Source organism: Paenibacillus hebaui, from assembly GCF_051934385.1.
Lineage (GTDB): Bacteria > Bacillota > Bacilli > Paenibacillales > Paenibacillaceae > Paenibacillus.
In genome coordinates this window covers 3,924,587-3,947,669 of record NZ_CP196836.1, presented here as the reverse complement: position 1 = coordinate 3,947,669, position 23,083 = coordinate 3,924,587, and the positions used below count along the sequence as shown (strand labels likewise).

23 protein-coding genes are annotated in these 23,083 nt (G+C 46.1%); 17 read left to right on the top strand and 6 right to left on the bottom strand.

Features of this window, described 5'->3' with window-relative positions; genetic code table 11:
• The first annotated feature begins 377 nt into the window (after positions 1-377).
• The 4 genes from ACR32F_RS17395 to ACR32F_RS17380 all read left to right on the top strand — a co-directional run bounded on the left by ACR32F_RS17395 (position 378) and on the right by ACR32F_RS17380 (position 4,895).
• Positions 378-2,168, top strand: a complete 1,791-nt coding sequence (locus ACR32F_RS17395; protein WP_440109100.1) for an L-fucose isomerase — start codon at positions 378-380, stop codon at positions 2,166-2,168.
• A 126-nt stretch (positions 2,169-2,294) separates the two neighbouring features.
• The gene (locus tag ACR32F_RS17390; RefSeq protein WP_440109098.1) at positions 2,295-3,791 is read left to right on the top strand and encodes a rhamnulokinase; all 1,497 of its coding nucleotides are present in this window, start codon (positions 2,295-2,297) and stop codon (positions 3,789-3,791) included.
• On the top strand, positions 3,784-4,446 hold the full coding sequence (locus ACR32F_RS17385; protein ID WP_440109096.1) for a class II aldolase/adducin family protein: 663 nt from the start codon (positions 3,784-3,786) through the stop codon (positions 4,444-4,446). Before ACR32F_RS17390 ends, ACR32F_RS17385 begins: the two co-directional genes overlap by 8 nt.
• 98 nt (positions 4,447-4,544) lie before the next feature.
• Positions 4,545-4,895 carry a hypothetical protein gene (locus ACR32F_RS17380; protein WP_440109094.1) on the top strand — a complete coding sequence of 117 codons (351 nt, stop codon included), beginning with the start codon at positions 4,545-4,547 and terminating at the stop codon, positions 4,893-4,895.
• Positions 4,896-4,998: 103 nt separating this feature from the next.
• Here ACR32F_RS17380 and ACR32F_RS17375 read toward each other — a convergent pair whose 3' ends face one another.
• Entirely contained in the window at positions 4,999-5,625 is a 627-nt protein-coding gene (locus ACR32F_RS17375) for an FMN-dependent NADH-azoreductase (protein WP_440109092.1), read from the bottom strand.
• Positions 5,626-5,847: 222 nt separating this feature from the next.
• On the opposite strand from ACR32F_RS17375, the gene ACR32F_RS17370 reads away from it, so the two are divergent.
• The 6 genes from ACR32F_RS17370 (at position 5,848) to ACR32F_RS17345 (ending at position 12,982) form a co-directional block, all read left to right on the top strand.
• The gene (locus ACR32F_RS17370) at positions 5,848-6,786 is read left to right on the top strand and encodes a sugar-binding transcriptional regulator (protein ID WP_440109090.1); all 939 of its coding nucleotides are present in this window, start codon (positions 5,848-5,850) and stop codon (positions 6,784-6,786) included.
• Between the two features lie 266 nt (positions 6,787-7,052).
• Positions 7,053-7,703, top strand: coding sequence for a deoxyribose-phosphate aldolase (gene deoC / locus ACR32F_RS17365; RefSeq protein ID WP_440119923.1), 651 nt, complete (start codon positions 7,053-7,055; stop codon positions 7,701-7,703).
• Positions 7,704-7,964: 261 nt separating this feature from the next.
• Positions 7,965-9,152 (top strand): NupC/NupG family nucleoside CNT transporter, encoded by a 1,188-nt coding sequence (locus ACR32F_RS17360; protein ID WP_440109088.1) that lies wholly within the window; start codon positions 7,965-7,967, stop codon positions 9,150-9,152.
• Between the two features lie 30 nt (positions 9,153-9,182).
• Positions 9,183-10,361, top strand: a complete 1,179-nt coding sequence (gene deoB / locus ACR32F_RS17355) for a phosphopentomutase (protein WP_440109086.1) — start codon at positions 9,183-9,185, stop codon at positions 10,359-10,361.
• Positions 10,362-10,503: 142 nt separating this feature from the next.
• A complete protein-coding gene (gene deoD / locus ACR32F_RS17350) occupies positions 10,504-11,211 on the top strand; it encodes a purine-nucleoside phosphorylase (RefSeq protein WP_440109084.1) in 708 nt (235 codons plus the stop codon).
• A gap of 469 nt (positions 11,212-11,680) precedes the next feature.
• Positions 11,681-12,982 carry a pyrimidine-nucleoside phosphorylase gene (locus ACR32F_RS17345; RefSeq protein WP_440109082.1) on the top strand — a complete coding sequence of 434 codons (1,302 nt, stop codon included), beginning with the start codon at positions 11,681-11,683 and terminating at the stop codon, positions 12,980-12,982.
• A 121-nt stretch (positions 12,983-13,103) separates the two neighbouring features.
• Here ACR32F_RS17345 and ACR32F_RS17340 read toward each other — a convergent pair whose 3' ends face one another.
• Positions 13,104-14,087: a TIGR03943 family putative permease subunit gene (locus tag ACR32F_RS17340; RefSeq protein ID WP_440109080.1), complete on the bottom strand. Its 984-nt coding sequence runs from the start codon at positions 14,085-14,087 to the stop codon at positions 13,104-13,106.
• A gap of 142 nt (positions 14,088-14,229) precedes the next feature.
• On the bottom strand, positions 14,230-15,270 hold the full coding sequence (locus ACR32F_RS17335) for a permease (RefSeq protein WP_440109078.1): 1,041 nt from the start codon (positions 15,268-15,270) through the stop codon (positions 14,230-14,232).
• A gap of 508 nt (positions 15,271-15,778) precedes the next feature.
• Here ACR32F_RS17335 and ACR32F_RS17330 point away from each other — a divergent pair.
• Entirely contained in the window at positions 15,779-16,336 is a 558-nt protein-coding gene (locus ACR32F_RS17330; protein ID WP_440109076.1) for a DUF418 domain-containing protein, read from the top strand.
• A gap of 97 nt (positions 16,337-16,433) precedes the next feature.
• On the opposite strand, the gene ACR32F_RS17325 is transcribed toward ACR32F_RS17330, so the two are convergent.
• Positions 16,434-17,282, bottom strand: coding sequence for a stalk domain-containing protein (locus ACR32F_RS17325; protein ID WP_440109074.1), 849 nt, complete (start codon positions 17,280-17,282; stop codon positions 16,434-16,436).
• Positions 17,283-17,454: 172 nt separating this feature from the next.
• On the opposite strand from ACR32F_RS17325, the gene rpmG reads away from it, so the two are divergent.
• From rpmG to ACR32F_RS17295, 6 genes are all read left to right on the top strand, one after another.
• The gene (rpmG, locus tag ACR32F_RS17320; RefSeq protein ID WP_024631975.1) at positions 17,455-17,604 is read left to right on the top strand and encodes a 50S ribosomal protein L33; all 150 of its coding nucleotides are present in this window, start codon (positions 17,455-17,457) and stop codon (positions 17,602-17,604) included.
• Between the two features lie 49 nt (positions 17,605-17,653).
• Positions 17,654-18,361 (top strand): metal ABC transporter ATP-binding protein, encoded by a 708-nt coding sequence (locus tag ACR32F_RS17315; protein WP_440109071.1) that lies wholly within the window; start codon positions 17,654-17,656, stop codon positions 18,359-18,361.
• Entirely contained in the window at positions 18,307-19,200 is an 894-nt protein-coding gene (locus ACR32F_RS17310; protein WP_440109069.1) for a metal ABC transporter permease, read from the top strand. The genes ACR32F_RS17315 and ACR32F_RS17310 overlap by 55 nt, the downstream gene beginning before the upstream one ends.
• Positions 19,187-20,266: a metal ABC transporter substrate-binding protein gene (locus ACR32F_RS17305; RefSeq protein WP_440109067.1), complete on the top strand. Its 1,080-nt coding sequence runs from the start codon at positions 19,187-19,189 to the stop codon at positions 20,264-20,266. The genes ACR32F_RS17310 and ACR32F_RS17305 overlap by 14 nt, the downstream gene beginning before the upstream one ends.
• A 203-nt stretch (positions 20,267-20,469) precedes the next feature.
• Positions 20,470-20,931 (top strand): hypothetical protein, encoded by a 462-nt coding sequence (locus ACR32F_RS17300; RefSeq protein ID WP_440109065.1) that lies wholly within the window; start codon positions 20,470-20,472, stop codon positions 20,929-20,931.
• 63 nt (positions 20,932-20,994) lie between these two features.
• Positions 20,995-21,696: a M50 family metallopeptidase gene (locus ACR32F_RS17295; protein ID WP_440109063.1), complete on the top strand. Its 702-nt coding sequence runs from the start codon at positions 20,995-20,997 to the stop codon at positions 21,694-21,696.
• A gap of 91 nt (positions 21,697-21,787) precedes the next feature.
• On the opposite strand, the gene ACR32F_RS17290 is transcribed toward ACR32F_RS17295, so the two are convergent.
• Both ACR32F_RS17290 and ACR32F_RS17285 read right to left on the bottom strand, forming a co-directional pair.
• Entirely contained in the window at positions 21,788-22,159 is a 372-nt protein-coding gene (locus ACR32F_RS17290) for a DUF4363 family protein (protein WP_440109061.1), read from the bottom strand.
• A gap of 25 nt (positions 22,160-22,184) precedes the next feature.
• Positions 22,185-22,913 carry a DUF421 domain-containing protein gene (locus ACR32F_RS17285; protein WP_440109059.1) on the bottom strand — a complete coding sequence of 243 codons (729 nt, stop codon included), beginning with the start codon at positions 22,911-22,913 and terminating at the stop codon, positions 22,185-22,187.
• Between the last annotated feature and the right edge of the window lie 170 nt (positions 22,914-23,083).

Sequence of the window (23,083 nt, the reverse complement as noted above, 5' to 3'; positions counted from 1 at the left end):
ACATAGTCTTCCTATTCTATAGGATAATGCCGATTGACAGCAAGATAGGCTCATGCTATGTTAGGGTTACCGATAACCCTATTGAATAAAAAAGGTGATTTTTCTAAAGGACCGCTCATTTTTTTGCTCATATCGCTTCTAGCATTCTTCATTCAAAGGACAGCAACCTGAAGCCAGATCAATAGAGCGGTTTATGGATTTTATTTATTTGTAAACGCATTCAATATGAAAGAGAGAATGACTTTTGGCATGGAATTGACATTGCTTCCACCGGGTATCGGTAAACGGTGCTATCATCGGACCAGTCAAGCTGCGCACGGATAAGTCACAATCATTCGTACCTATTCTATGAAATTATTGAAGGAGGACGTTTAAGTATGACACATCAGGATTACCGTTATAAACAGGCTTTCCCCAAGATTGGTATTCGTCCCACGATTGACGGAAGACGCAAGGGCGTTCGGGAGTCTCTGGAAGAACAGACGATGCGAATGGCAACTTCGGTTGCAGAGCTGTTAGTGGCAGAACTTCGCTATCCCGACGGTTCACCGGTAGAATGTGTCGTGGCTGAGTCCTGTATTGGCGGCGTGGCCGAAGCAGCAGCGGCGGCAGAACTCTTCAGTCGATCCAACGTGGGCGTGACGATCACTGTGACACCGTGCTGGTGTTATGGGACGGAAACGATGGATATGTCGCCAGCCATTCCTACAGCCATCTGGGGTTTTAACGGGACTGAACGTCCGGGTGCAGTATATCTGGCAGCGGTACTCTCTGCCCATGCTCAGAAGGGGATACCTGCTTTTGGGATCTATGGAGAGGATGTTCAGGACGGAGGAGATACAACGATTCCCGATGATGTACGTGAGAAATTGCTCCGGTTCAGCCGTGCAGGTCTTGCAGCCGCTACCTTGAAAGGAAGAGCATATCTGTCGATTGGCTCGGTATCCATGGGAATTGCGGGATCGATTGTGAACGATTCATTTTTCCAGGAGTATCTGGGCATGCGGAACGAATATGTGGATATGAGCGAACTGACTCGCCGTATTGAAGAAGAAATCTATGATCCCGAGGAGTATAAGCTCGCGCTGGCCTGGGTGAAGGAGAACTGTAGCGAAGGTCCGGACAACAACGCAGCCCTCCTACAGACAGATCGCAAACGCAAAGAGTACGAATGGGAAACCGTTGTGAAGATGACCCAAATCGTGCGTGATTTGATGGCAGGCAATCCAAGATTGGCAGAGCTTGGTTATACGGAGGAATCGATGGGCCACCACGCGATTGTATCCGGCTTTCAGGGACAACGACAGTGGACGGATCATTCCCCTAACGGAGATTTTCTGGAGTCGATACTGAATTCATCCTTTGACTGGAACGGTAAACGCTCGCCTTATCTGGTAGCAACGGAGAATGATAGCCTGAATGGGGTATCGATGCTATTCGGTTCGCTGCTGACACATACGGCGCAGATCTTTGCCGATGTGCGTACGTATTGGAGTCCAGATTCAGTACAGCGTGTTACAGGGCATACATTGGAAGGAAACGCGAAGGATGGCATTCTGCATCTAATCAACTCGGGTTCCGCAGCATTGGATGGCACCGGACAACAGTCCAGAGATGGTAAGCCTGTACTCAAGCCTTTCTGGGAGATTACTGATGAGGAAGTTCAGGACTGCTTGCAAGCTACATCCTGGAGACCGGCATCCGTAGAATATTTCCGAGGCGGCGGTTATTCAGCTGATTTCCTGACCAAAGGCGGCATGCCTGTAACGATGACACGTCTGAATCTGGTCAAAGGACTGGGGCCTGTGCTGCAAATCGCTCAGGGATACACGGTCGATCTGCCTGAAGATGTACATGATACGCTGGATCAGCGGACAGATCCAACGTGGCCATCGACCTGGTTTGCACCTGTTCTGACAGGAACCGGAGCGTTTACTTCGGTCTATGAAGTGATGAATCAATGGGGTGCGAACCATGGGTCGATCTCCTATGGACACATCGGTGCAGATCTGATTACACTCGCTTCCATGCTTCGCATTCCGGTAAATATGCATAATGTACCTGAATCCGAGATTTTCCGTCCGCGTGCGTGGGGGTTATTCGGAACGAGTGAGCCGGAAAGTGCGGACTACCGTGCTTGCAGCGTATTTGGCCCGTTGTATCGTTAAAGCAAATCTCCATTCCTGTCATACGCCATGTTCCTTATAGAAATTAAAAGTAGCATGGCGTTCTCTTGAAAGCTGTGTTCAGAACTTGAATACGGCTTATCAAATAGAGCAAAGGAGGCATGAGAGATGGGCAATCAGGCAACATATGTGCTTGCTGCCGATTACGGCGCTGGAAGTGGCCGGGTAGTCCGGGGAGCTTTTGATGGAAGCAGACTCTCGTTACAAGAAGTACACCGATTCAGCAACGAACCCGTGCAGCTGGGAGATGGATTGTACTGGGATTTCCTGCGTCTTTTTCACGAATTAAAACAAGGGATTGTGAAAGGAACCCAAAGCATCTCTCATCCGATTCGTTCCATAGCGGTGGATACGTGGGGAGTGGATTATGGGCTGGTAGATGGTGCGGGAAGATTGTACTCCAACCCGCGCCATTATCGGGAAGCACTAAATGCGCAGTGGATGGAAGAAGTTCTGCACATTGTGAATGAAGAAGAACTATATACCATATCCGGTGTTCTACCTCAGCAAATCAATACGGTATTTCAACTGCTGGGGAGTGTACGAGCGCACTCCGAAGGTTTGCGTCCGGATCTGCGCATGTTATTTATGCCGGATTTATTTCACTATTATCTATCAGGTCAGCAGGCTTGTGAATATACGATTGCGAGTACCAGCGGACTGTTGCATGCAGGCAAGGCTCGTTGGAATGAGCACCTGATCGGGCGCCTCGGTATACCGGAAACATTATTTCCGCGTCTCGTTCTGCCTGGTACCGTGCTGGGGCGGATAACCGATGATTTGTGCGCCGAGTTAAGGATTGAACCGATGCAGGTCATCTCTGTGGGCTCACATGATACTGCATCTGCATTGGCGGCGATCCCTGCGACGGATTCGAATGTTGCTTTTATTAGCTGTGGAACCTGGTCTCTTATGGGTGTGGAACGTGATACACCTGTATTGGATGACCGAAGCCGTGAATTGGGATTTACCAATGAAGGGACGGTAAGTGGCAAAGTCCGAACCCAGAAAAATCGTTCAGGCCTGTGGCTGTTGCAGGAATGCAAACGGCAATGGGAGCGGGAGAATCAACTTTTTTCACACGGGGAACTGGTTCAGCTGGCCGCTTCATCAACGGCGCATCAATGTTACGTATCTCCGGGAGATGCAGTGTATTTGGCGCCAGGTAACATGCCTGAACGAATACGGCAACAGTGCAGTGCCAGCGGACAGATTGTACCCGATACGACTGGAGCGTTTGTTCGCTGTATTTTGGAGAGTCTGGCGTTGGAATTCAGACAGACGCTGGATGAACTGAAGTTGATCACGGGTGCAAGACCTCGTGTGATTCATATGGTAGGTGGAGGCGTACACAATCGGCTATTATGCCAATTTACTGCGAATGCAGCCGGTGTCCCAGTGGTTGCAGGCCCGGCAGAGGCAACTTCAGCCGGGAATTGCATGCTGCAATTCCTTGCACATGGAGAAGTGAGCAGTTTAGCCGAGGTTCAGGAGGTCATGGCTTCTTCCTTTTCCCCCGAGACCTATGAGCCTGCGGATACAGAACTGTGGCAGGAAGCTTATGAAATATATCAAAGTCTGAGGAGTGGAGAAGATCATGTCTGAACAACAAGTAAGGGAAGAGTTGACGAAATATGCCCGCAGAGCAGTTGCGCAAGGATTGGTGGTTGGTCCAGGGGGGAATCTGAGCGCCCGTTCCGAGGGGACGATGCTGTTGTCACCAAGTGGTTATGCACTTGAGGATCTGGAGCCAGACGAATGGATTGCGATTGATATTGCAACAGGAGAGACACGTGTCGGATCGACACGTCCTTCTTCCGAAGTATTGATGCATCTGTACAGCTATCGTGTGAATCCTGATATTCAGGCCATTGTGCATACACACCCGGCGTATACCATTGCCCTCAGTCTCGTTTTCGATGAATTGCCACACTTGTTCCCCGATCAGTCGGCGTTGGTGGGCGATATCGGATTCGTTCCATACGTCTTGCCGACTACGAAACTTCTTGCCGATGCAGTAGCAGCAAAGGTTGAAGAACATACGGCACTCATTCTCGTCAATCACGGCTTGGTCACTACCGGCAAAAACCTCCGTGAAGCCTATTACCGTACCCAGGTGGTGGAAGAAAGCGCCAAGGTCTATATGATCGCAAAGGCAGCTGGGGAACCCAAAGTGCTCACTGCCGAAGAATACAAGGAAATTCAGTCCCTTGAAAGTGAAGCCTACCGGGTACAGCTGCTGCAACAACTCAACTCCTAACGTGGTGGCATAAATCAACTTTTTCCGACAAGTATTGCATATCCCGAAATACCGAGTATAATACTTGGTAAATAGACGAAAAGGGGATGCAATAAACGATGAAAACACATGCTGAATTGAACTCACTTCTTATTGACGATTATCTGGATCTCCTGAACATAGCGAAACAGCTGGGTGATGAGGAGTGGAGACAGGCCATTCTGCAAGCGCTGAAAGAAGAGGTGGAAGCTAATCGTCATCTGGATTCAACAGAGGTAAGGCAGGATCTATGGAGTCAATTTGAGGGAATCAATGCACAGATGCATGATTTGTTAATGCAACTGAAAAATGCAGAGCAATCTGAGGATAAAGAGAAGATTATCGAAGCAATCTGGGGTTTGAAGATTGACCGTAATGCCATTACACGCAAACTTGAAACCATTAGCCGTGCCAGCGTTAGACAGCAATAACACCTTTTAGTTAATGATTGATTATATTAATATAAATAGAAGCCGATAGGTAACCCATTATCATTCCGGGTTAACCCATCGGCTTCATTCTTTTTCTGTCCAATTAAAATTGCTTTGCTAACGTGCGTGCCTGTTCTATGGCTTTTTGTTTAATCTGATCCGCTTGATCACGGAACTGATTGTGCCCTTCAACAAATATGCCATCTAGCTCTGGAATACCTAGGAAGGACATGATAATGCTCAGATAGCGATGTCCGGACTCCATCTCGGCGGCTGGACCTTCGGAATAAATGCCTCCACGAGCTTGAATATGCAATGCCTTTTTACCCGTAAGTAATCCAACAGGGCCTTGTTCCGTATAGCGGAACGTTTTGCCAGCTACGCAGATGGAGTCGATATAAGCTTTCAAGATCGGAGGAAAAGAGAAGTTCCACATCGGTGTCACAAAAACATATTTATCTGCTGCTGCAAATTGATCGGAGAGTTCATTCAGACGATTTACTTTGGCCTGTTCATCAGCGGTTAGATCACTGCCCGATTGCAGTTTACCCCATCCACTGAATACATCTGCATCAATATGAGGAATGTCTGATCGATACAGATCCAAGTGTACAACCTCATCCGATGGATGACTGTCACGATATGCATCGACGAAAGCTTTGCCTGCAGCCATACTGAAAGAGGTTTCATGATCATGAGGGTGGGCAGTAATATACAATAAGGTAGGCATGGAATACTTCCTCTCTGTGTTGTTTTTGCGTAGATGGATTGCATTATAAGGCGACCGCTGTAGTATGTAATCGTTTATAACGTTTTATACCTAAGCATTCTTACCGTAAATAATAAATTGTGTATAATAAACAGGATAAGTATCGTCATACGTGTAATGAAGCGAGAAGGGTATAGTGATTTCAAACGATAATAGGGATGAGTGAGATGAGCGCATATGGGAATGGATATGGAAAAGCAACGATTAAGCATTGAAGCAGCCAAATTGTATTATCAGTCCGATTACAGTCAGCAGGATATTGCAGTTAGATTAGGCGTATCACGTCCAACCGTATCGCGGTTACTTCAGTATGCCAAGGATCATGGTTACGTCCGTATTGATATTATGGACCCGCTGGAGGATATCGACATTATCGCCGGAGAGCTTAAGGCCAAATATGATCTTGATACGGCACTCGTTTGTTTTGCCCCGCTGAAGAGTGATGAAGAAATCCAGAAACATATTAGTAAAAGGGCAGCAGACTATTTACAGGATACGGTTCAAGATGCAGACATCATTGGTGTTACTTGGGGAACAACGATGTACGCCGTGGCTCGTCAGCTTCGTCCAAAGCAGGTCAAAGGGGTCGAGGTCGTTCAATTAAAAGGAGGCGTAAGTCATTCCCATGTGAATACGTATGCCGCTGAGATCGTTCATTTGTTTGCGGAAGCGTTTCACACCGTTCCCCGATATTTGCCTCTGCCCGTGATCTTCGATAACATTGAAGTCAAAAAAATGGTGGAAGCTGACCGGCATATCGGAAGAATTGTGGAATTGGGCAGACAGGCTAACATTGCCTTGTTTACAGTGGGTACAGTTAAGGAAGATGCCTTGCTGTTCAGGCTGGGATACTTCAATGAAGAGGAACAACAATTGCTGATGCATTCAGGTGCAGGTGACATCTGCTCACGTTTTTTTGATGCCGAAGGCCAACTGATCAGTGAAGAAATTAACAATAGGACTGTCGGAATTGATCTGGCAGAGTTGCGAAATAAGGAGAAATCCATCCTTGTGGCCGGAGGACAGCGTAAAATAGAAGCCATTCATGCAGCGCTCAAAGGCCATTACGCCAATATTTTGGTAACCGATCAGTACACAGCTCAGGCTTTGCTTCGATTATAATTCCATGCATGACAACATCTGCCACGCAATATGGGCGGATGTTTTGCTTTCTTAGGCAGAAGCTATATGGTAATGAATTCACTCACTTAGGTAAATTAATGCATATTCATAAATGGTCCATGGGATATGATGACATAATGTAAGAATTCATCATTGAACAAAAGTTCATATTGATTTTTACATATGTTCATGTTAGGGTAGGGATATAGAAAATAACTAGTTCAGATAAGGGAGAGATTCAATTGACTACACCTCAATTAGCGAAAATGATCGATCATACCTTGCTTCGTGCAGATGCAACATTAAGTGAAATGGCTAAGTTAACCGCAGAAGCGAAGCAATATCAGTTTGCTTCCGTATGTGTTAACCCAGCCTGGGTTGCTTATGCTGCTGAGCAATTGCAGGGTACTGGCGTAGATATCTGTACCGTTATCGGTTTCCCTCTGGGAGCATCCACAACAGAGACAAAAGCCTTCGAAACCAAGGATGCGATCGCTAAAGGTGCAACTGAAGTAGATATGGTCATTAACATCAGTGCTTTGAAAGATGGCAAAGATGATGTTGTGGAACAGGATATTCGTGCTGTTGTTGAAGCGGCAGCGGGTAAAGCTTTGGTGAAAGTCATTATTGAAGCTTGTCTGTTGACGGATGAAGAGAAAGTACGTGCTTGTCAGTTAGCAGTGAAAGCTGGAACTGATTATGTCAAAACATCCACGGGTTTCTCCACGGGTGGAGCAACCCCAGAAGATATCGCTTTGATGCGTCGCACAGTAGGTCCAGATGTGGGTGTTAAAGCTTCCGGTGGTGTGCGCAGTCTGGAAGATGTGCAAAAGATGATTGAAGCAGGAGCATCACGGATCGGTGCCAGCTCTGGTGTGAAAATCATGCAAGGCGAACAATCTACATCTTCTTACTAAGTCGTTGGAGTCTGATTTGTTAGAAAACATCTAGGCTTTGCTTTGCGGGAATGGACTTGTTCTTCATGTTAATTCTTAATGTGGAGAACAAGATTCAAGCCTGAAGGAGCCTTTTTCATTTTTTTAGCATGAAAAATTAATGCAAACCGAATTTATTGTAAGCGCTTTACTTGTTTTCTGAAAGGTTCATTTCATTTAATACATGAAAAACCTTTGAGCTGATTTCACATCCGGCTTCACTAACTTCAAAGGAGAGATAGCATGAAATTTCTAATTGCCATTATCGGCTTACTCGTTGTTTTTGGACTGGCTTATATCGCAAGCAACGGCAAAAAGCAGATTCGTTACCGGCCACTGGCTATCATGATTGTTTTGCAAGTTATACTAGCTTATGCTCTGTTGAATACAGGAGTGGGTACTTTTTTAATTGGCGGTTTCGCGACCGTATTTAAAAGTTTACTCGACTATGCGAATGAAGGTATCGCATTTGTATTTGGGGGTTTGACTACCGTAGGTGCAGAGAGCGGGGGGGCACCGTTCTTCCTCAGCGTATTGATGCCGATTGTTGTCATCTCGGCACTCATTGGGATATTGCAGTATATCCGAATCTTACCTTTTGTTATAAAATATATTGGTCTGGTATTAAGCAAAATCAACGGAATGGGCAAACTGGAATCATATAACGCGGTTGCTTCGGCTGTATTGGGGCAATCTGAAGTGTTCATTTCTGTGAAAAAACAAATTGGGTTGTTGCCAAAACATCGCCTGTACACCTTGTGTGCCTCGGCGATGTCCACGGTCTCGATGTCCATTGTTGGTGCTTATATGACCATGATCGAGCCGAAATATGTGGTTACAGCTCTTGTACTGAACCTGTTTGGCGGTTTTATCATTGCTTCGATCGTTAACCCTTATCGGGTGACGGAAGAAGAAGATATATTGGAAGTGCAGGATGAAGAGAAACAATCGTTCTTCGAAATGCTTGGCGAGTACATCCTGGATGGATTCAAAGTTGCTATCATCGTAGCTGCGATGTTAATCGGTTTTGTTGCCTTGATTGCGCTCGTTAACGGAATTTTCAGCTCGGTGCTTGGCATTTCGTTCCAAGAGCTACTTGGTTATGTGTTTGCACCATTTGCCTTCATCATGGGTGTTCCATGGAAAGAAGCGATTCAGGCAGGAAGTATTATGGCAACCAAAATGGTATCCAACGAATTCGTAGCTATGCTTAATTTGAAGGAGACTGCAATGTCTGCCAGAACAACGGGTATCGTATCCGTCTTCCTCGTGTCGTTCGCCAACTTCTCCTCCATCGGTATCATTGCTGGTGCGGTGAAGGGACTCCATGAGAAGCAAGGTAATGTGGTCGCCCGCTTCGGTCTGAAGCTGCTTTACGGTGCATCGCTTGTCAGCGTGCTGTCAGCGATCATTACTGGACTGTTCTTGTAAGCTGGATTATTTGGAAGGAGTGCTTAATTCATGTCAACGTTTAAAAGAGTACATTTGATCGTTATGGATTCTGTAGGAATTGGCGAAGCGCCGGATGCGGCGGAATTCGATGATTTCGATGTCGATACGTTCGGTCATATCGCTCGTGAACGTGGAGGTTTGAACATGCCTCACATGGCAAGTCTCGGACTGTCCAACATTAAGGAAATCGAGGGTGTTCCTGTAGCGGACGCACCCAAAGCGTATTACACCAAGATGCAGGAAGCATCCAGAGGTAAAGACACCATGACAGGTCACTGGGAAATAATGGGTCTCTATATTGATACACCTTTCCGGGTGTTTGAGAATGGTTTTCCCGATGAGCTGATCCAACGAATTGAAGAGAAAACGGGTCGTAAGGTCATCGGTAACAAACCGGCCAGCGGCACGGAAATTCTGGATGAGCTGGGTGCAGAGCATGTTGAAACTGGCGCCTTAATTGTATACACATCCGCAGATTCGGTTCTGCAAATTGCAGCGCATGAGGATGTTGTTCCACTGAAAGAACTATACGAAATTTGTGAGTTCTGCCGCGAAATTACACTTGAAGATCCCTACATGCTGGGCCGGATCATCGCACGTCCATTCGTAGGTGAAGCGGGTGATTGGAAGCGTACTGCCAATCGTCATGACTATGCGCTTAAACCATTTGGTCGCACTGTAATGAACGAACTCAAAGACGGTGGGTTTGACGTTATCGCTCTGGGTAAAATCGCAGACATCTATGATGGCGAAGGCGTGACCAAGTCCGTACGAACAGTCTCCAACATGGACGGAATGGACAAGCTCTCCGAAACGATGGACGAAGAGTTCACCGGTATCAGCTTCCTGAACCTGGTTGACTTTGATGCTTTGTTCGGACACCGTCGTGATCCACAAGGCTATGCTCAGGCGCTTGAAGACTATGATGCACGTCTGCCGGAGATATTTGCGAAAATGACGAATGATGATCTGCTGCTGATTACAGCTGACCATGGTAACGATCCAACTTACCGTGGTACAGACCATACACGCGAATATGTACCTCTGCTTGCCTACTCTCCGCGCTTCAAAGAGGGCAAACAGCTTGATCTGCGCAGCACGTTTGCGGATCTTGGTGCAACCGTAGCCGAAAACTTTGGTGTGAAAATGCCGGAATACGGAACCAGCTTCCTGAAAGATTTGAAATAGGTTCGGTTCTGGGTAGATAACGCAACTTTGGAAATGCAGCACTCTTTTCAGAAAACTGGACAGGGAAGGTCGGAGTGGCCGTGGCTGCTCCGGTGCCTGTCAAGCACGATAACCAAATGTATAACTGGAGGAGATTGAAACCATGAGTACACATATTGGAGCAAAACCTGGAGATATTGCAGAAACGATTCTTTTGCCAGGAGACCCTTTGCGGGCGAAGTTTATTGCAGATACGTACCTTGAAGATGTTGTATGTTACAACGAGGTTCGCGGAATGCTCGGCTTCACGGGTACATATCAAGGACACCGTATCTCGGTGCAAGGTTCCGGCATGGGGATTCCTTCATTCGCGATCTATGCCAACGAACTGATCAGCGAATATGGCGTGAAAAACTTGATTCGTGTAGGTACTTGCGGCGGAATGCAGGAGCATGTACGTGTTCGTGACGTTATTCTTGCGCAAGCATCATGTACCGATTCAAGCATGAACAAGCTCGTATTTGGCGGATATGATTTCTCGCCAATCGCTACGTTCTCCCTGTTGAAAGAAGCCTATGACCGCGCAACGGCCAAAGGCATGAAAATTCATGTCGGTAACGTATTCAGCTCCGATTCTTTCTATCGTGATGACCGTTCCGTGACTGAGAAATTGATGCAGCATGGCGTTCTGGGCGTGGAAATGGAAACAACAGCTTTGTACACCATCGCTGCGAAGTTTGGTGTAAATGCACTGACGATCCTGACGGTAAGTGACCACTTGCTGACAGGGGAAGAGACATCTGCCGAAGAACGCCAAAAAACGTTCAACGATATGATGGTTGTTGCACTGGATACAGCAATTACGCTGTAAATCAATTCATTTATTATATCAATAGATTTTGATCGAAACTTTTGTTTTAAGCACATAGTGAAGGAAACGGAATCGATTCTGAAGAAGCGAAGCGCTCGCCTTTGTCTCCGAATTTCAACCTTATTAAAGGTGATTCAAGAAAATTTGGAGACAACAGCGATCGAAAGAACGATCCGGGGCCGGAACGGATGCTGCACAAAGTGTTCTATAAGATGACAACATGATGTTGTTGCATTTTATATTCAATAATCAATTGATTTTGATCGAAACTTTTGTTTTGAGCACATAGTGAAGGAACCGGAATCGATTCTGAAGAAGCGAAGCGCTCGCCTTTGTCTCCGAGTTTTTTCCATTGCAAAATGGATTGAAAAAAACTTGGAGACAACAGCGATCGAAAGAACGATCCGGGGCCGGAACGAGCTAACAACAAAGTGTTCTATACAAATCATTTACCCGAGGAGAGATCATCATGAGAATGGTAGACATTATTGCCAAGAAACGCGACGGAAAAGAACTGACAACAGCTGAAATTGATTTTGTTGTACAAGGATATACAAAAGGTGAGATCCCGGACTATCAGGTCAGCGCATGGGCGATGGCAGTATTTTTCAAGGATATGACCGACAAGGAACGCGCAGATTTGACCATGTCTATGGTAAACTCGGGCGAGACAATCGATCTGTCCGCAATCGAAGGTATCAAGGTAGACAAGCACTCCACTGGAGGCGTGGGCGACACAACAACGTTGGTACTGGCGCCACTAGTAGCAGCTCTGGATGTTCCGGTTGCCAAAATGTCTGGACGTGGACTAGGTCACACAGGCGGTACAACAGACAAATTGGAATCCGTTGCTGGCTTCCATGTAGAGCTGGACAAAGAAGAGTTCATCCGTCTCGTTAATGAACACAAAGTTGCGGTTATCGGTCAAAGTGGCAACCTCACACCTGCGGACAAGAAACTGTATGCATTGCGTGATGTTACGGCTACCGTAAACTCGATTCCACTGATCGCCAGCTCCATCATGAGCAAGAAAATTGCAGCAGGTGCAGATGCAATCGTATTGGATGTCAAAACGGGTGCTGGTGCATTTATGAAAACAACGGAAGATGCCAAAGAACTGGCGCATGCGATGGTAAGCATCGGTAACAATGTTGGACGTAAAACGATGGCTGTTATCTCCGATATGTCCCAACCCCTGGGTCTGGCGATCGGTAACGCGCTTGAAGTGAAAGAGGCCATTCTCACACTTCAAGGTAAAGGACCGAAGGATCTGGAAGAACTGTGTATGGCACTTGGACGTCAAATGGTATTCCTTGCTGGCAAAGCAGACTCTCTGGAGCAAGCTGAGGAGAAACTGAAAGAAGTGATCCAGAACGGTAAAGCTCTGGAGAAATTCAAAGACTTCCTGGCTAACCAAGGCGGAGATGCTTCGGTTGTAGATCACCCGGATCGCTTGCCTCAGGCCAAATATCTGGTTGAAGTCCCAGCGGACAAAGACGGATATGTAGCTGGAATCGTTGCTGACGAAATCGGAACTGCGGCAATGTTGCTCGGCGCAGGCCGTGCAACGAAAGAATCCGAAATCGATCTTGCCGTAGGTTTGATGCTGAACAAAAAAGTCGGTGACCCGGTTAAAGCTGGCGAATCCCTCGTAACAATCCATGCCAATCGTGAAGACGTGGCAGACGTGATTGCGAAAATCAAAGAAAACATTACGATTGCGGATCATGCCGATGCTCCTGTATTGGTTCATGATATCGTAACCGAATAATAAAATCAGGGTAGATGAGGATAAACTCATCCTGATCTAAAAGAAAAGACCCGAAGCTATGTCTCCATAGTTTCGGGTCTTTTTCGTTTCGTATTTTTTAAAGAGATATGTTTCATGAAGTTTATTTGTTCTTCATTTTTTCATACGCCATCACTGAATCTGCACTCGTGTAAATATAAGGCGTGGGTGGCTCCGATACAGGTGTTACCTTTGTTGCCCGAATCTCAATCGTATCCTTTCCGTTCACCTGTGCAGACCCGATTCTGCCATTGATTTGCACCCAACTGTCTGTAGGGAAGCTGTCTGCATCCGAAATATGAATCATGACGCCAAAGGGAGCTGCATCAGCGGGGCAACACATCACGAGAAATCGCCCAAGTGCAAAATGCGATTCATGATCCATACTTTTATCGCGGTATACAAACCCGGTTAAAGAGATATCTTTGCCTGCAAATTGTCGCTGGAACATGTCGATGGCACCAAGTGTCTCGGAGAAGATTTCGGGATACACCTTAATGATCGATTCTGCATATAACTTCTCTGCCAGTTCGGCAAATTCACGACTGTACTCATCCGGTGGTACGAATTGTACTTTTGTGGCAGGGACGGAGGATTCATTAGCCGTGGTATTTTTTGTTCGATCTTTAATATCTATTTTTACTGCATCAGGTAAAGGCTCTTTTCGACGAATCTCGGGGGGAGCATAGGATAATGACATGCCTTTCTGGCTGGCCATGGAACTCCCGAGAGCACGATCAGGCAATAGAAAGCCGAGTAACAATGGAATGACAATCAGACCATAGACCAACGAGTTGCGTATCCACCCGGATGGAGACGGGTGCTCACAGTCGCAATGGATTAGACTTCTGCCGAACAGACCATGCCAAGCCATGATTACTGCAATAAACAGAAAAGGAATAGGGCAACAAAGCAACAATCGCTGCATTGTTGGCGCCAGATAATAATGTAGAGAATCATTTGTGTTTAAGTGAATGATGTATACCGCCAGCCCGCCGATCCACAGTGCGCGAATCAGGTTATGCCACTGGACGGGATGTGATTTGGGGACAGAAGCTTTGGTCATCATATACCCATGATGGTTCATAACATCACCTCATTTCCGTTATTTCGTTGAAATCGTGAATACCTTCGTTTATTCGGTAAATCGACCTAACATACCCGGTTTGTTGTTCAAAATAAAATTCATGTAATTAAATATTCATGTAATTAAACATTTTCTTGAATACTTATACCAGAAGGTTAATCAACCATGACCCAGCAAAAACCAACCCAATAATCGCTAGGCTCAAACCAATAACAAACCGGGTACGGAAGGTGGAGAGCAGCATCAGGGTGCTTTTGAAATCAAGCATGGGACCAAGAACGAGAAAGGACACCAACGGCCCGAGCGCAAACGTGTGAGAGAACGCAGAAGCAACAAAAGCATCGGAAGTCGAGCAGAGGGACAATACATAAGCAAATCCCATCATGAACACATAGGAAGCAACAGGGCCATTACCGAGAGAAATGAGATCACTACGGCTGATAAAGGTTTGGATGCAGGCTGTAATTAAGGCACCGATCACCAGATATTTGCTCATATCGACGAATTCGTCTCCGGCATGAATGAAGAAGCTGCGCCAGTTCTTCACATGATTGTGGTCATGAACATTTGCCTGGGCGTGTGCATGAGGTTGAGCCATTTTAAACCCTGGATGCGTCTTGACCTCCGTCACTGTAGTCTTTGGCTTACGCAGAGGATTCTGGCGAACGAACACATACACCAGACCGCCTATAGAAGCTGCTACAGCAAAGGCCAGTCCCATGCGGGCTATCGTAATTTCAGGGTGGGAAGGAAAAGCGAGCAATGTTGCGGTAAATACGATGGGATTCACTACGGGACCACTAAGGATGAATGTAACTGCGATATAGGGCGGCATGCCTTTATGCATCAATCGCCGTACAACCGGAATCATGCCGCATTCACAGATGGGAAAAATAATGCCTAGCGACCCCGCGACCAGCACACCTCCGACGGGGTTCTTAGGCGTGAGTTTGCGAACCATTTCCTCAGAAACAAACCATTGCATGAGCGATGACAACAGCACACCCATCAACAGAAAAGGGGCGGCTTCAAGGAAGATGCCTATGAATACCGTTTTCATATTTTGCAAGGCTTCACTGTTCCATGCCTCTTTCAGATCGGGAGCCATCGTGATTAACACGGGAACAAGAAATGCACAAGGGATCAGGAATGACAAGAGCTTCAGATTGGCTGCCATTTTCATGAAACAGACCTCCACAACTAGGACTTTGCTAAAATATATGCTTGTACCCTGCGCAACATACTAAGGCAATACCAGCGTAGCTGATATCACTTGCAAACAAGTGAATACCAGAAGTCTTGGCTGACAAGGTAAGTGAAGGTGACTCATCCTTTTGGTCGCCCGGAAGGTGGGAGTACGATGGGAGAAGTGATCAACTTTTTTAGTGTCTGTCCATGATGGTTAAACGTCAGCTCCATGCAGGAATGTTAGAGACAGAAGTTGAGGGATCATTACAACGGCGGTCTCTCTTTCTTCTGTTATTTGGATTGGTACATACCGTTTATCATTCTAGGGGTGGATATTCTTGCTTTCTACGGAATCTCAGGGCTACTTATTGGTAAGCTACTGTTCCGTCAGGATCGGATACTGATACGAGCCATATTGTTGGTCAGCTTGTTATTCCTCGGTGAATTCCATGCCAGATTCATATGTAGCGGCTGCTCTTCATAATCTTATCAGGATTCCGTTCATGATAATTGCTCAGCTTTTCATGTACCCGATGCTTCTTCCGGTACTTATCGGGATATGGGCAGCACGTCAGAACTTGTTATATGGAGATATTCACCGTAAACGTCTGATTCGTATTGCGATCATTGGGATCTCTATCTCAATTGCTGGGGCGCTTCCGCTGGCCATGGTTGGTGTGAAACTGTGGACCCCACATCCTACGATGGTTGGGTTGGTCACTGATCTTCAAATGCTGACCGGACTTGCTGGTGGCTTCGGATACGCCGCAGTTTTTGGGTTTATTGGCCCGGGTACGAATCGCACAGGAATAGTCATTCGGTCACTGGGAGCTCTGGGTAAGCGATCGCTAACCTTTTATCTGTTCAATGAGGCCATGTTGGTTATTATCATGTCTCCGGTTGCGTTCGGCATGGGTAATATTTTGCATAGTACTGGAGCGTTTATTGTTGCCGTGCTCGTATGGATAACCAGCCTCTTATTAGCAACAGTTTTAGAGCGTAGGGGGATATCAGGCCCTGCTGACGTTTTGCTTCGTCGACTTATCTATCCAAATAACTGAAAAATCCAATTCCGAGCCGGAGTTAAATTGAAAATTAAAAAGATCTTCAAGTGCAATCGTGCACCTGAAGATCAATGATTATATTGAATTATGGATTTTAGCTAAAGTACAAATCGCCAAGATAAAAATCGCCGTTGCCGCTTTTTTGCGGACTAAACACAAAGGTAAGGTGCACTCCAAAGGAACCCGTCCATCCTTGTGGATAATAAATGGCTTTGTAACTTTTACTTATTTTGGTTTTGTCATTCATTGAAATCACTTTAAAATCAGCTGATTTGACGTTAATCAATTGATCTGCATATTTAGTCACTGTTTTTTTATCATTTGCTGCAATGATATCTTTAACTTTAGTCTTGAATTTATCTTTTTGATACTGCTTGCCCCGATCAAAGAAATCAATCTCGACATTTTCAATGACTTTGTCATCTATGTACTTATCAAACTCACTAGTACTGCCCGTTTTAAGTGCTTTGCCATACATTTTAATCAGGGTTAACGATTCTTTTTGCAATTTGGCTATCATTTGAGCCTCAGTTCCAGTCATCTTGATTGAGCCTGAAGTGCTCGAATTACTTGCTTTGCTTGAATCTTCAGAACCTTTGGTACCTGTACTGCTGTTGCTGTTTGAACCGCTGGACTTTCCGGTATTGCCTGAGTTGGTGATACTTACGATCTTGTTACTTACATTCAGAGATACGTTGGCTCCTAATGCTTCTGCTGTGGTACTTACAGGCAAGTAGACATCACCGTCATATACCAGTGCGTTCAGTTTGTCTCCAGCTTCATTTTTGGGTGTCCAGGACAAACCATTTACTTTAAAGCTAATGTTGCTGTCGAGTGCTGCTTCAATATCTTGAATTCCGTTTGAAGCTGCAACACCCAGGGCACCGAAAGCCAAACTGCATGCTACCAATGACCCAATAAAAGTTGTTTTTTTGATCTTCATCTAGTTCCTCCGTAGGTATAGTATAATGATACCAAAGAAGTATATCATATGAATTTGTATTGTGCATACAAATTATTACTGTAGCAGATATGGAGTTGACAAACGAAAAGGCATAGGCTAGTATCATTAAATAGTAATAATTACGATTAAATAATTAAAGGAGGACATATCCATGAGAGTCATTGTAACCTTAGCCTGCACCGAGTGCGGAGATCGCAACTATACAACAACCAAGAATAAGCGTAACCACCCGGAACGAATTGAATTGAAGAAGTACTCCCCACGTTTGAAGAAGATGACGATTCACCGGGAAACCAGATAAATTTTTTTGTTATTTTTAAATCGTAATAATTACGGAAAGAAGGAAAGTCATGATTCTATCTTCCATGCGTGATGTGGTATTTGGATACGGCAAAGAGCCTGTCATTGATCAACTGTCGCTGGATATCCATGTGGGAGAATTCGTGGGCATCACAGGTCCCAACGGTTCTGCCAAAACGACCATGTTAAAGTTGCTGCTGGGGCTATTAAAGCCCTGGAGCGGCACAGTACATATGAATGCACAGACAGTACGTGGCAACAAGCTCAACATCGGGTATGTGCCTCAGCAGGTGGCCTCGTTTAATGGCGGATTTCCCAGTACAGTCATTGAACTTGTACGATCTGGATGTTACCTCAAGCTGGGCCTGTTCCGCAGATTCAAAACCGAGCAGGAGGCCATTGTAGAGCGCAATTTGCGGGAAGTTGGCATGTGGGAATACCGCAATACACGTGTGGGTGAGTTGTCCGGTGGACAGAAGCAGCGGATCTGTGTTGCTAGAGCCTTGGCAGGACAACCACAGGTGCTAGTGCTCGATGAGCCCACAACAGGCATGGACCAACGCAGTCGTGAAGGCTTCTATGATCTGATGCGCCATTATGCAGATGTTCACGGGATGACCATTATTATGGTAACCCACGGACTGGAAGAGATAGGAAACCGACTGGACCGTATGATTACCCTGGAGCGGCAAGAAAGTGAGGAATGGCAGTGTTTGAGTACGAATTCATGCAGCGTGCGTTCTGGGCAGGCGGACTGATCGGAGTCATTGCTCCGATTCTGGGAGTCTATCTGATGCTCCGACGACAGGTGCTGATGGCGGATACATTATCCCACGTTTCACTGGCAGGGGTTGCGCTAGGATCTGTAATGAATCTCGATCCGGTGATCTGTGGATTCGCGATTGCGATTATCGGCGCATTATTGGTAGAACAACTCCGGCGAAACTATCTGACATATAGTGAAGTGCCTGTAGCGATCATCATGACGTCGGGGCTGGCTCTTGCTGTGGTACTTATGAGTTTGAAAATCAATCTGTCCAAGACATTCAGCTCCTACTTGTTTGGCTCCATCGTTGCTGTAAGTGATATGCAGTTGTGGATTATGGCGTCTGTGAGCGTCATTGGGTTACTTTTTTTCATGGTGCTGAGAAGACCATTGTACAATCTGACATTTGATGAAGAGACGGCTTCCATCGGAGGCGTACAGGTGAAGGGGTTGTCGTTTGCATTTGCCGTACTGACAGGAATGACCGTAGCTTCAGCCATGCCCATTGTGGGCGTATTGCTTGTGTCTGCCTTGATCGTACTGCCCGCTGCCCTGGCACTGAGATTGTCACGTAGTTTTGCAGCAGCGATCCTTATCGCGGTTGTCACCGGATTAATCGGTATTTTTAGCGGTTTGACGACATCGTACCATTTGAACACACCACCAGGAGGGACAATCGCTCTCATTCTGTTGGTCTTTCTACTGATTGGAATATCGGCGCAGAAGCTGATTGGACGATATAACCGTAAACGTCAACGCAAAGAGAGAAAACAACAGCGCGCAACTCTATTCATACATTCAAGGGAGAATACACCACATGAAATTCAATAAAAAATCAGCTCTAGCACTGTTATTCAGTCTTACACTAATCGTAGCCGGTTGCGGACAAAATCAATCCTCATCTGATTCCAGTACCGGTTCGGCCAACACTCCAACTCCAGCCGAGACCGAGGAAGCTAAACTAAATGTTGAAGTCAGTTTCTATCCAATGTACGAATTCACCAAAAATGTGGCAGGTGATCTGGCCAATGTCCATACACTTGTTCCTGCGGGTACGGAACCCCATGACTGGGAGCCTACACCAAAGGATATGGCGAGTATGGAGAAGGCAGATGTACTTGTCTATAATGGGGCGGGCATGGAGTCCTGGATTGATCAGGTTACCAATACTCTAAGCAATGATAAACTCATTCAAGTGGAAGCGAGCCATGGCATCGATCTGCTTGAAGGCACGGAAGAAGATGAGCATGAACACGAGCATGGGGATGCCGATACCACAGAAGTCCATGAGCATGCGGATGAAGCCAATGCGGAGGAACATGATCACAATCATGACGCTGAGGCTGAAGAAGGACATGCACATGATCATGGTGGACTTGATCCCCACGTATGGTTGTCACCTGCACTTGCCGTGAAGGAAGTACGGAATATTGAAGCAGGACTTGCACAGGCTGCGCCTGAACATGCTGAACAGTTCAAGCAAAATGCCGACGCCTACGTTGCCAAACTTGAGGCACTGGATCAGGATTTCAAGACGGCTGTAGCGAACAGCAAACGTAAGGATTTCATCACACAACATGCAGCATTCGGTTATCTTGCTAAGGAATACGGTCTTCAGCAAGTACCGATTGCTGGGTTATCTCCTGAACAGGAGCCTTCCGCAGCGCAGATGGCATCCGTTATCCATTTTGCCAAGGAGCATCAGGTGAAGACGATTTTCTTCGAAACGCTGGTTTCGTCCAAAGTGTCGGAGACGATCGCAAGTGAAGTAGGGGCCAAAACCGCCGTATTGAATCCGATTGAAGGACTCACCGAAGATGAGATTACTGCGGGAATGGACTACATCCGTGTGATGCGACAGAATCTGGAGGCTCTGAAGCTGGCACTGAATGAATAGTGTTCTTGTTTCACCTGAGTTGAATATTGGAAAAAGAATAAGCATTTGATGCCTGTCATCGAAAAAGGTACAATAATACAACATGCTGAGGAATGGCATAGCCGTTCCTTTGCCTTTTGCCACGCAGAGAGCACAGGGATGTGCTCTTTTCGTTGTTCAGGGCGACCGGAGGAGATTCCGCGGGGAATGGGAGGACGCGTCTTATGGATTTAAATGAAGAACAGGAAGTACTGCTTACGCAACAGCCCGCCCACCTGTGGCGAAGACGCAAATTGGAGCTGATGCATTGGACGGAGCGTGAGAAACATACTGTATCAGCAAAGAGAACGGAGATATGGAACGGCATTGAAGTGGATGCCGAGCTGGTAAAGGCTTTGTCTTTGCTTGAGGGTGCAGGGGTAGAAACAGAGTTTTCATGTGCAGGTGTGAGTCCGCTCGATGAACCTGTAGATCATTCCCTCTATGCCTACGTGACCCTTGTGCAAGATGAAGCAGCAGACCAATTTGTACAATATGCGCTGACTCATATGCGAAACAGATTGCTCGTCACACTGGAGACTGGAAAAGGCCGCTATGATCTGTCTTCTTTTTTCATCGGTCACAATCGCAGTTTCTGCTGGTGGATGCAGCATTGCGCTGCGCATTTCATGGGTCGAAACAATTAGAGGTACAGCAGCGTATTATAATGATAGGCTTGTTTACTTGAAGGCAAGGGAGGTAAGACAGCATTGAATAAATGGCTCAAAACCATACTGTTTCTGATGGGCTCAGCGATACTGACACGCTTTATTCCGTTTTCTTCATTGTTCCGGAACCTGGATACGATGATTCACGAATTCGGTCATGCTCTGGTAACACTGTTGTTGTCCGGCAAAGTATTGCGCATTGAATTATACGCTGATCACAGCGGTGTAACGTATTCGTCCATGCTGACACCTGGAAAATCGATTCTGGTTTCCCTGGCAGGATATGTGACGGCATCCCTCTTTGCCTTGCTGCTATTCTATCTGTACCGGAAAGGGCTACAGATGTGGGGGCTGGGCATTATGACGGCTGTAGCTCTTGTATCGCTTCTCTTCTATGTAAGGGGAGAGTTCGGCATGTTATGGCTGACAGGCTTCATTGCCCTGAATGTCGTTATTATGATTTTTGGTGCCAAAATTATGAAGTTCTATTATCTGTTACTGGCCTTCCTTACACTGGAAGAGTCCGTGGTTAGTGCCATGTATGTTGGACTGATGTCCTGGACTCAGCCTTCCAGGGCAGGGGATGCAGCGAATCTGGCTCAGCAGACTTTCCTGCCAGCCTTGTTCTGGGGAACACTATTCGCCTTGTTCGCACTGTGGTGCGCCAAAGGGGCACTGACTCTCTTTTTCCGCAAAGAAAGCACGGCTCGAACGTCAAGGTCCCGTGGATTACGAAGAGCGTAACGTATAGAAAGTTATAGAAAGCAAAGAAGGCACTTCCTTTTTTATTTAAGGAGAGTGCCTTTTACCTTTGGACTTATCTCTGATATTGGACCTAATTTCCAAGATTATCCCATAACACATAAAAGTAATAAATCTCTTCCATAATCGCCTTATCATCCTGTGCCGCAACGCCGCCCTTGATCCGAGCGAGGGTGCCTAGAATATCGTAAATCGTTTCACGCTCCACACTGAACTGAATGCGGTTGACGACTTTGTTCCAGGCTTGCATTGCGTAATCGACTTGAGACTTGGCTTCAGTCCATTTTTGGCCCACAACCTGTTTCTCTAATGTTTGTATAGATTCAAACAAGCGATCATCCGTGCCGAAGGGCTTTTTGAGAATGGCTCCGCTAGCCATAATCGCCACGAACAGGAGAATGAGGCAGATCGGAAGCACATACAGCAACCAGAAACGTGTTTTCATTCAACCGCCTCCTTCATCTAAGAGTTTAGAAAGGTCCCTCATAATCTCCCATATCGATTTTTTCTGTGAGCTTATCTTTGAATAGATCAATATACAATTTATCGTTAGGCAATATGGCAGCAAAAGCAATATCCTGTATCGTCACTTTCTGCTTTTCAAGCTGCTCGCTGAGCCAATTCGTGTCCTTGTTTCGTTCCTCCAGATTTTGCTTAATCAGCAAACCGTCAATGATAATCTCGGTCATCAGCCTGCTCTTGGGCGGATGCATATTCATGTCCTTGGCAGTTAACGGTTGATGCTCAGGTTTCAAAACAACCGAGAGGCTGCCGTCCGGCTCCAGAATGGCATAATCCACTGTGGTGATATCAAATACATCCTTTTGCCGCAGCATGACGGTCAATTCGTCGAATTTCACACGCATTTTATGCAGGTTCTGTTCAAGGATTTTACCGTCCTGGATGACCAGTGTAGGGTCAGAGTCCATCAGTTTGGAGATGGTGCGATTTTTCAACGTAATAAACTGAAAGATGATCGTAATGATCGTGAAAATGGTCAAAGCTACAAAATGAATCCACGCTTTAGATGATAGATCGGTCGCAAATGTACCTGCAATGGAACCGATGGTAATGCCGTTAATATAATCAAAATACGTCAAGTTTCCCATTTGCTGTTTGCCCAGCACCCTTGTGTAGATGATCAGGGTCAAGAAGGCAATAATAGACCGTACTGCAACAACCCACGTTTCTTCCATCATGTATGTATCACCTTCCTTCGCTTTGCCAAGCCTATTTGAAAATGTGGACACTTGAGTCGGATTTTCCATGTTATACGACAGTTTGTTGTACTATAACAAGCTTTGCCTATGCCGGATATTCTTATTCTTGAACGAAAAAAAACCGAAACCTGGTTAAATGTCCCAGGCTT

Coding starts and splice junctions, on each gene's coding strand:
- ACR32F_RS17395 (WP_440109100.1), top strand. CDS start 378: ATGACACATCAGGATTACCGTTATAAACAGGCTTTCCCCAAGATTGGT.
- ACR32F_RS17390 (WP_440109098.1), top strand. CDS start 2,295: ATGGGCAATCAGGCAACATATGTGCTTGCTGCCGATTACGGCGCTGGA.
- ACR32F_RS17385 (WP_440109096.1), top strand. CDS start 3,784: ATGTCTGAACAACAAGTAAGGGAAGAGTTGACGAAATATGCCCGCAGA.
- ACR32F_RS17380 (WP_440109094.1), top strand. CDS start 4,545: ATGAAAACACATGCTGAATTGAACTCACTTCTTATTGACGATTATCTG.
- ACR32F_RS17375 (WP_440109092.1), bottom strand. CDS start 5,625: ATGCCTACCTTATTGTATATTACTGCCCACCCTCATGATCATGAAACC.
- ACR32F_RS17370 (WP_440109090.1), top strand. CDS start 5,848: ATGGATATGGAAAAGCAACGATTAAGCATTGAAGCAGCCAAATTGTAT.
- deoC (WP_440119923.1), top strand. CDS start 7,053: ATGATCGATCATACCTTGCTTCGTGCAGATGCAACATTAAGTGAAATG.
- ACR32F_RS17360 (WP_440109088.1), top strand. CDS start 7,965: ATGAAATTTCTAATTGCCATTATCGGCTTACTCGTTGTTTTTGGACTG.
- deoB (WP_440109086.1), top strand. CDS start 9,183: ATGTCAACGTTTAAAAGAGTACATTTGATCGTTATGGATTCTGTAGGA.
- deoD (WP_440109084.1), top strand. CDS start 10,504: ATGAGTACACATATTGGAGCAAAACCTGGAGATATTGCAGAAACGATT.
- ACR32F_RS17345 (WP_440109082.1), top strand. CDS start 11,681: ATGAGAATGGTAGACATTATTGCCAAGAAACGCGACGGAAAAGAACTG.
- ACR32F_RS17340 (WP_440109080.1), bottom strand. CDS start 14,087: ATGAACCATCATGGGTATATGATGACCAAAGCTTCTGTCCCCAAATCA.
- ACR32F_RS17335 (WP_440109078.1), bottom strand. CDS start 15,270: ATGAAAATGGCAGCCAATCTGAAGCTCTTGTCATTCCTGATCCCTTGT.
- ACR32F_RS17330 (WP_440109076.1), top strand. CDS start 15,779: ATGATAATTGCTCAGCTTTTCATGTACCCGATGCTTCTTCCGGTACTT.
- ACR32F_RS17325 (WP_440109074.1), bottom strand. CDS start 17,282: ATGAAGATCAAAAAAACAACTTTTATTGGGTCATTGGTAGCATGCAGT.
- rpmG (WP_024631975.1), top strand. CDS start 17,455: ATGAGAGTCATTGTAACCTTAGCCTGCACCGAGTGCGGAGATCGCAAC.
- ACR32F_RS17315 (WP_440109071.1), top strand. CDS start 17,654: ATGATTCTATCTTCCATGCGTGATGTGGTATTTGGATACGGCAAAGAG.
- ACR32F_RS17310 (WP_440109069.1), top strand. CDS start 18,307: ATGGCAGTGTTTGAGTACGAATTCATGCAGCGTGCGTTCTGGGCAGGC.
- ACR32F_RS17305 (WP_440109067.1), top strand. CDS start 19,187: ATGAAATTCAATAAAAAATCAGCTCTAGCACTGTTATTCAGTCTTACA.
- ACR32F_RS17300 (WP_440109065.1), top strand. CDS start 20,470: ATGGATTTAAATGAAGAACAGGAAGTACTGCTTACGCAACAGCCCGCC.
- ACR32F_RS17290 (WP_440109061.1), bottom strand. CDS start 22,159: ATGAAAACACGTTTCTGGTTGCTGTATGTGCTTCCGATCTGCCTCATT.
- ACR32F_RS17285 (WP_440109059.1), bottom strand. CDS start 22,913: ATGATGGAAGAAACGTGGGTTGTTGCAGTACGGTCTATTATTGCCTTC.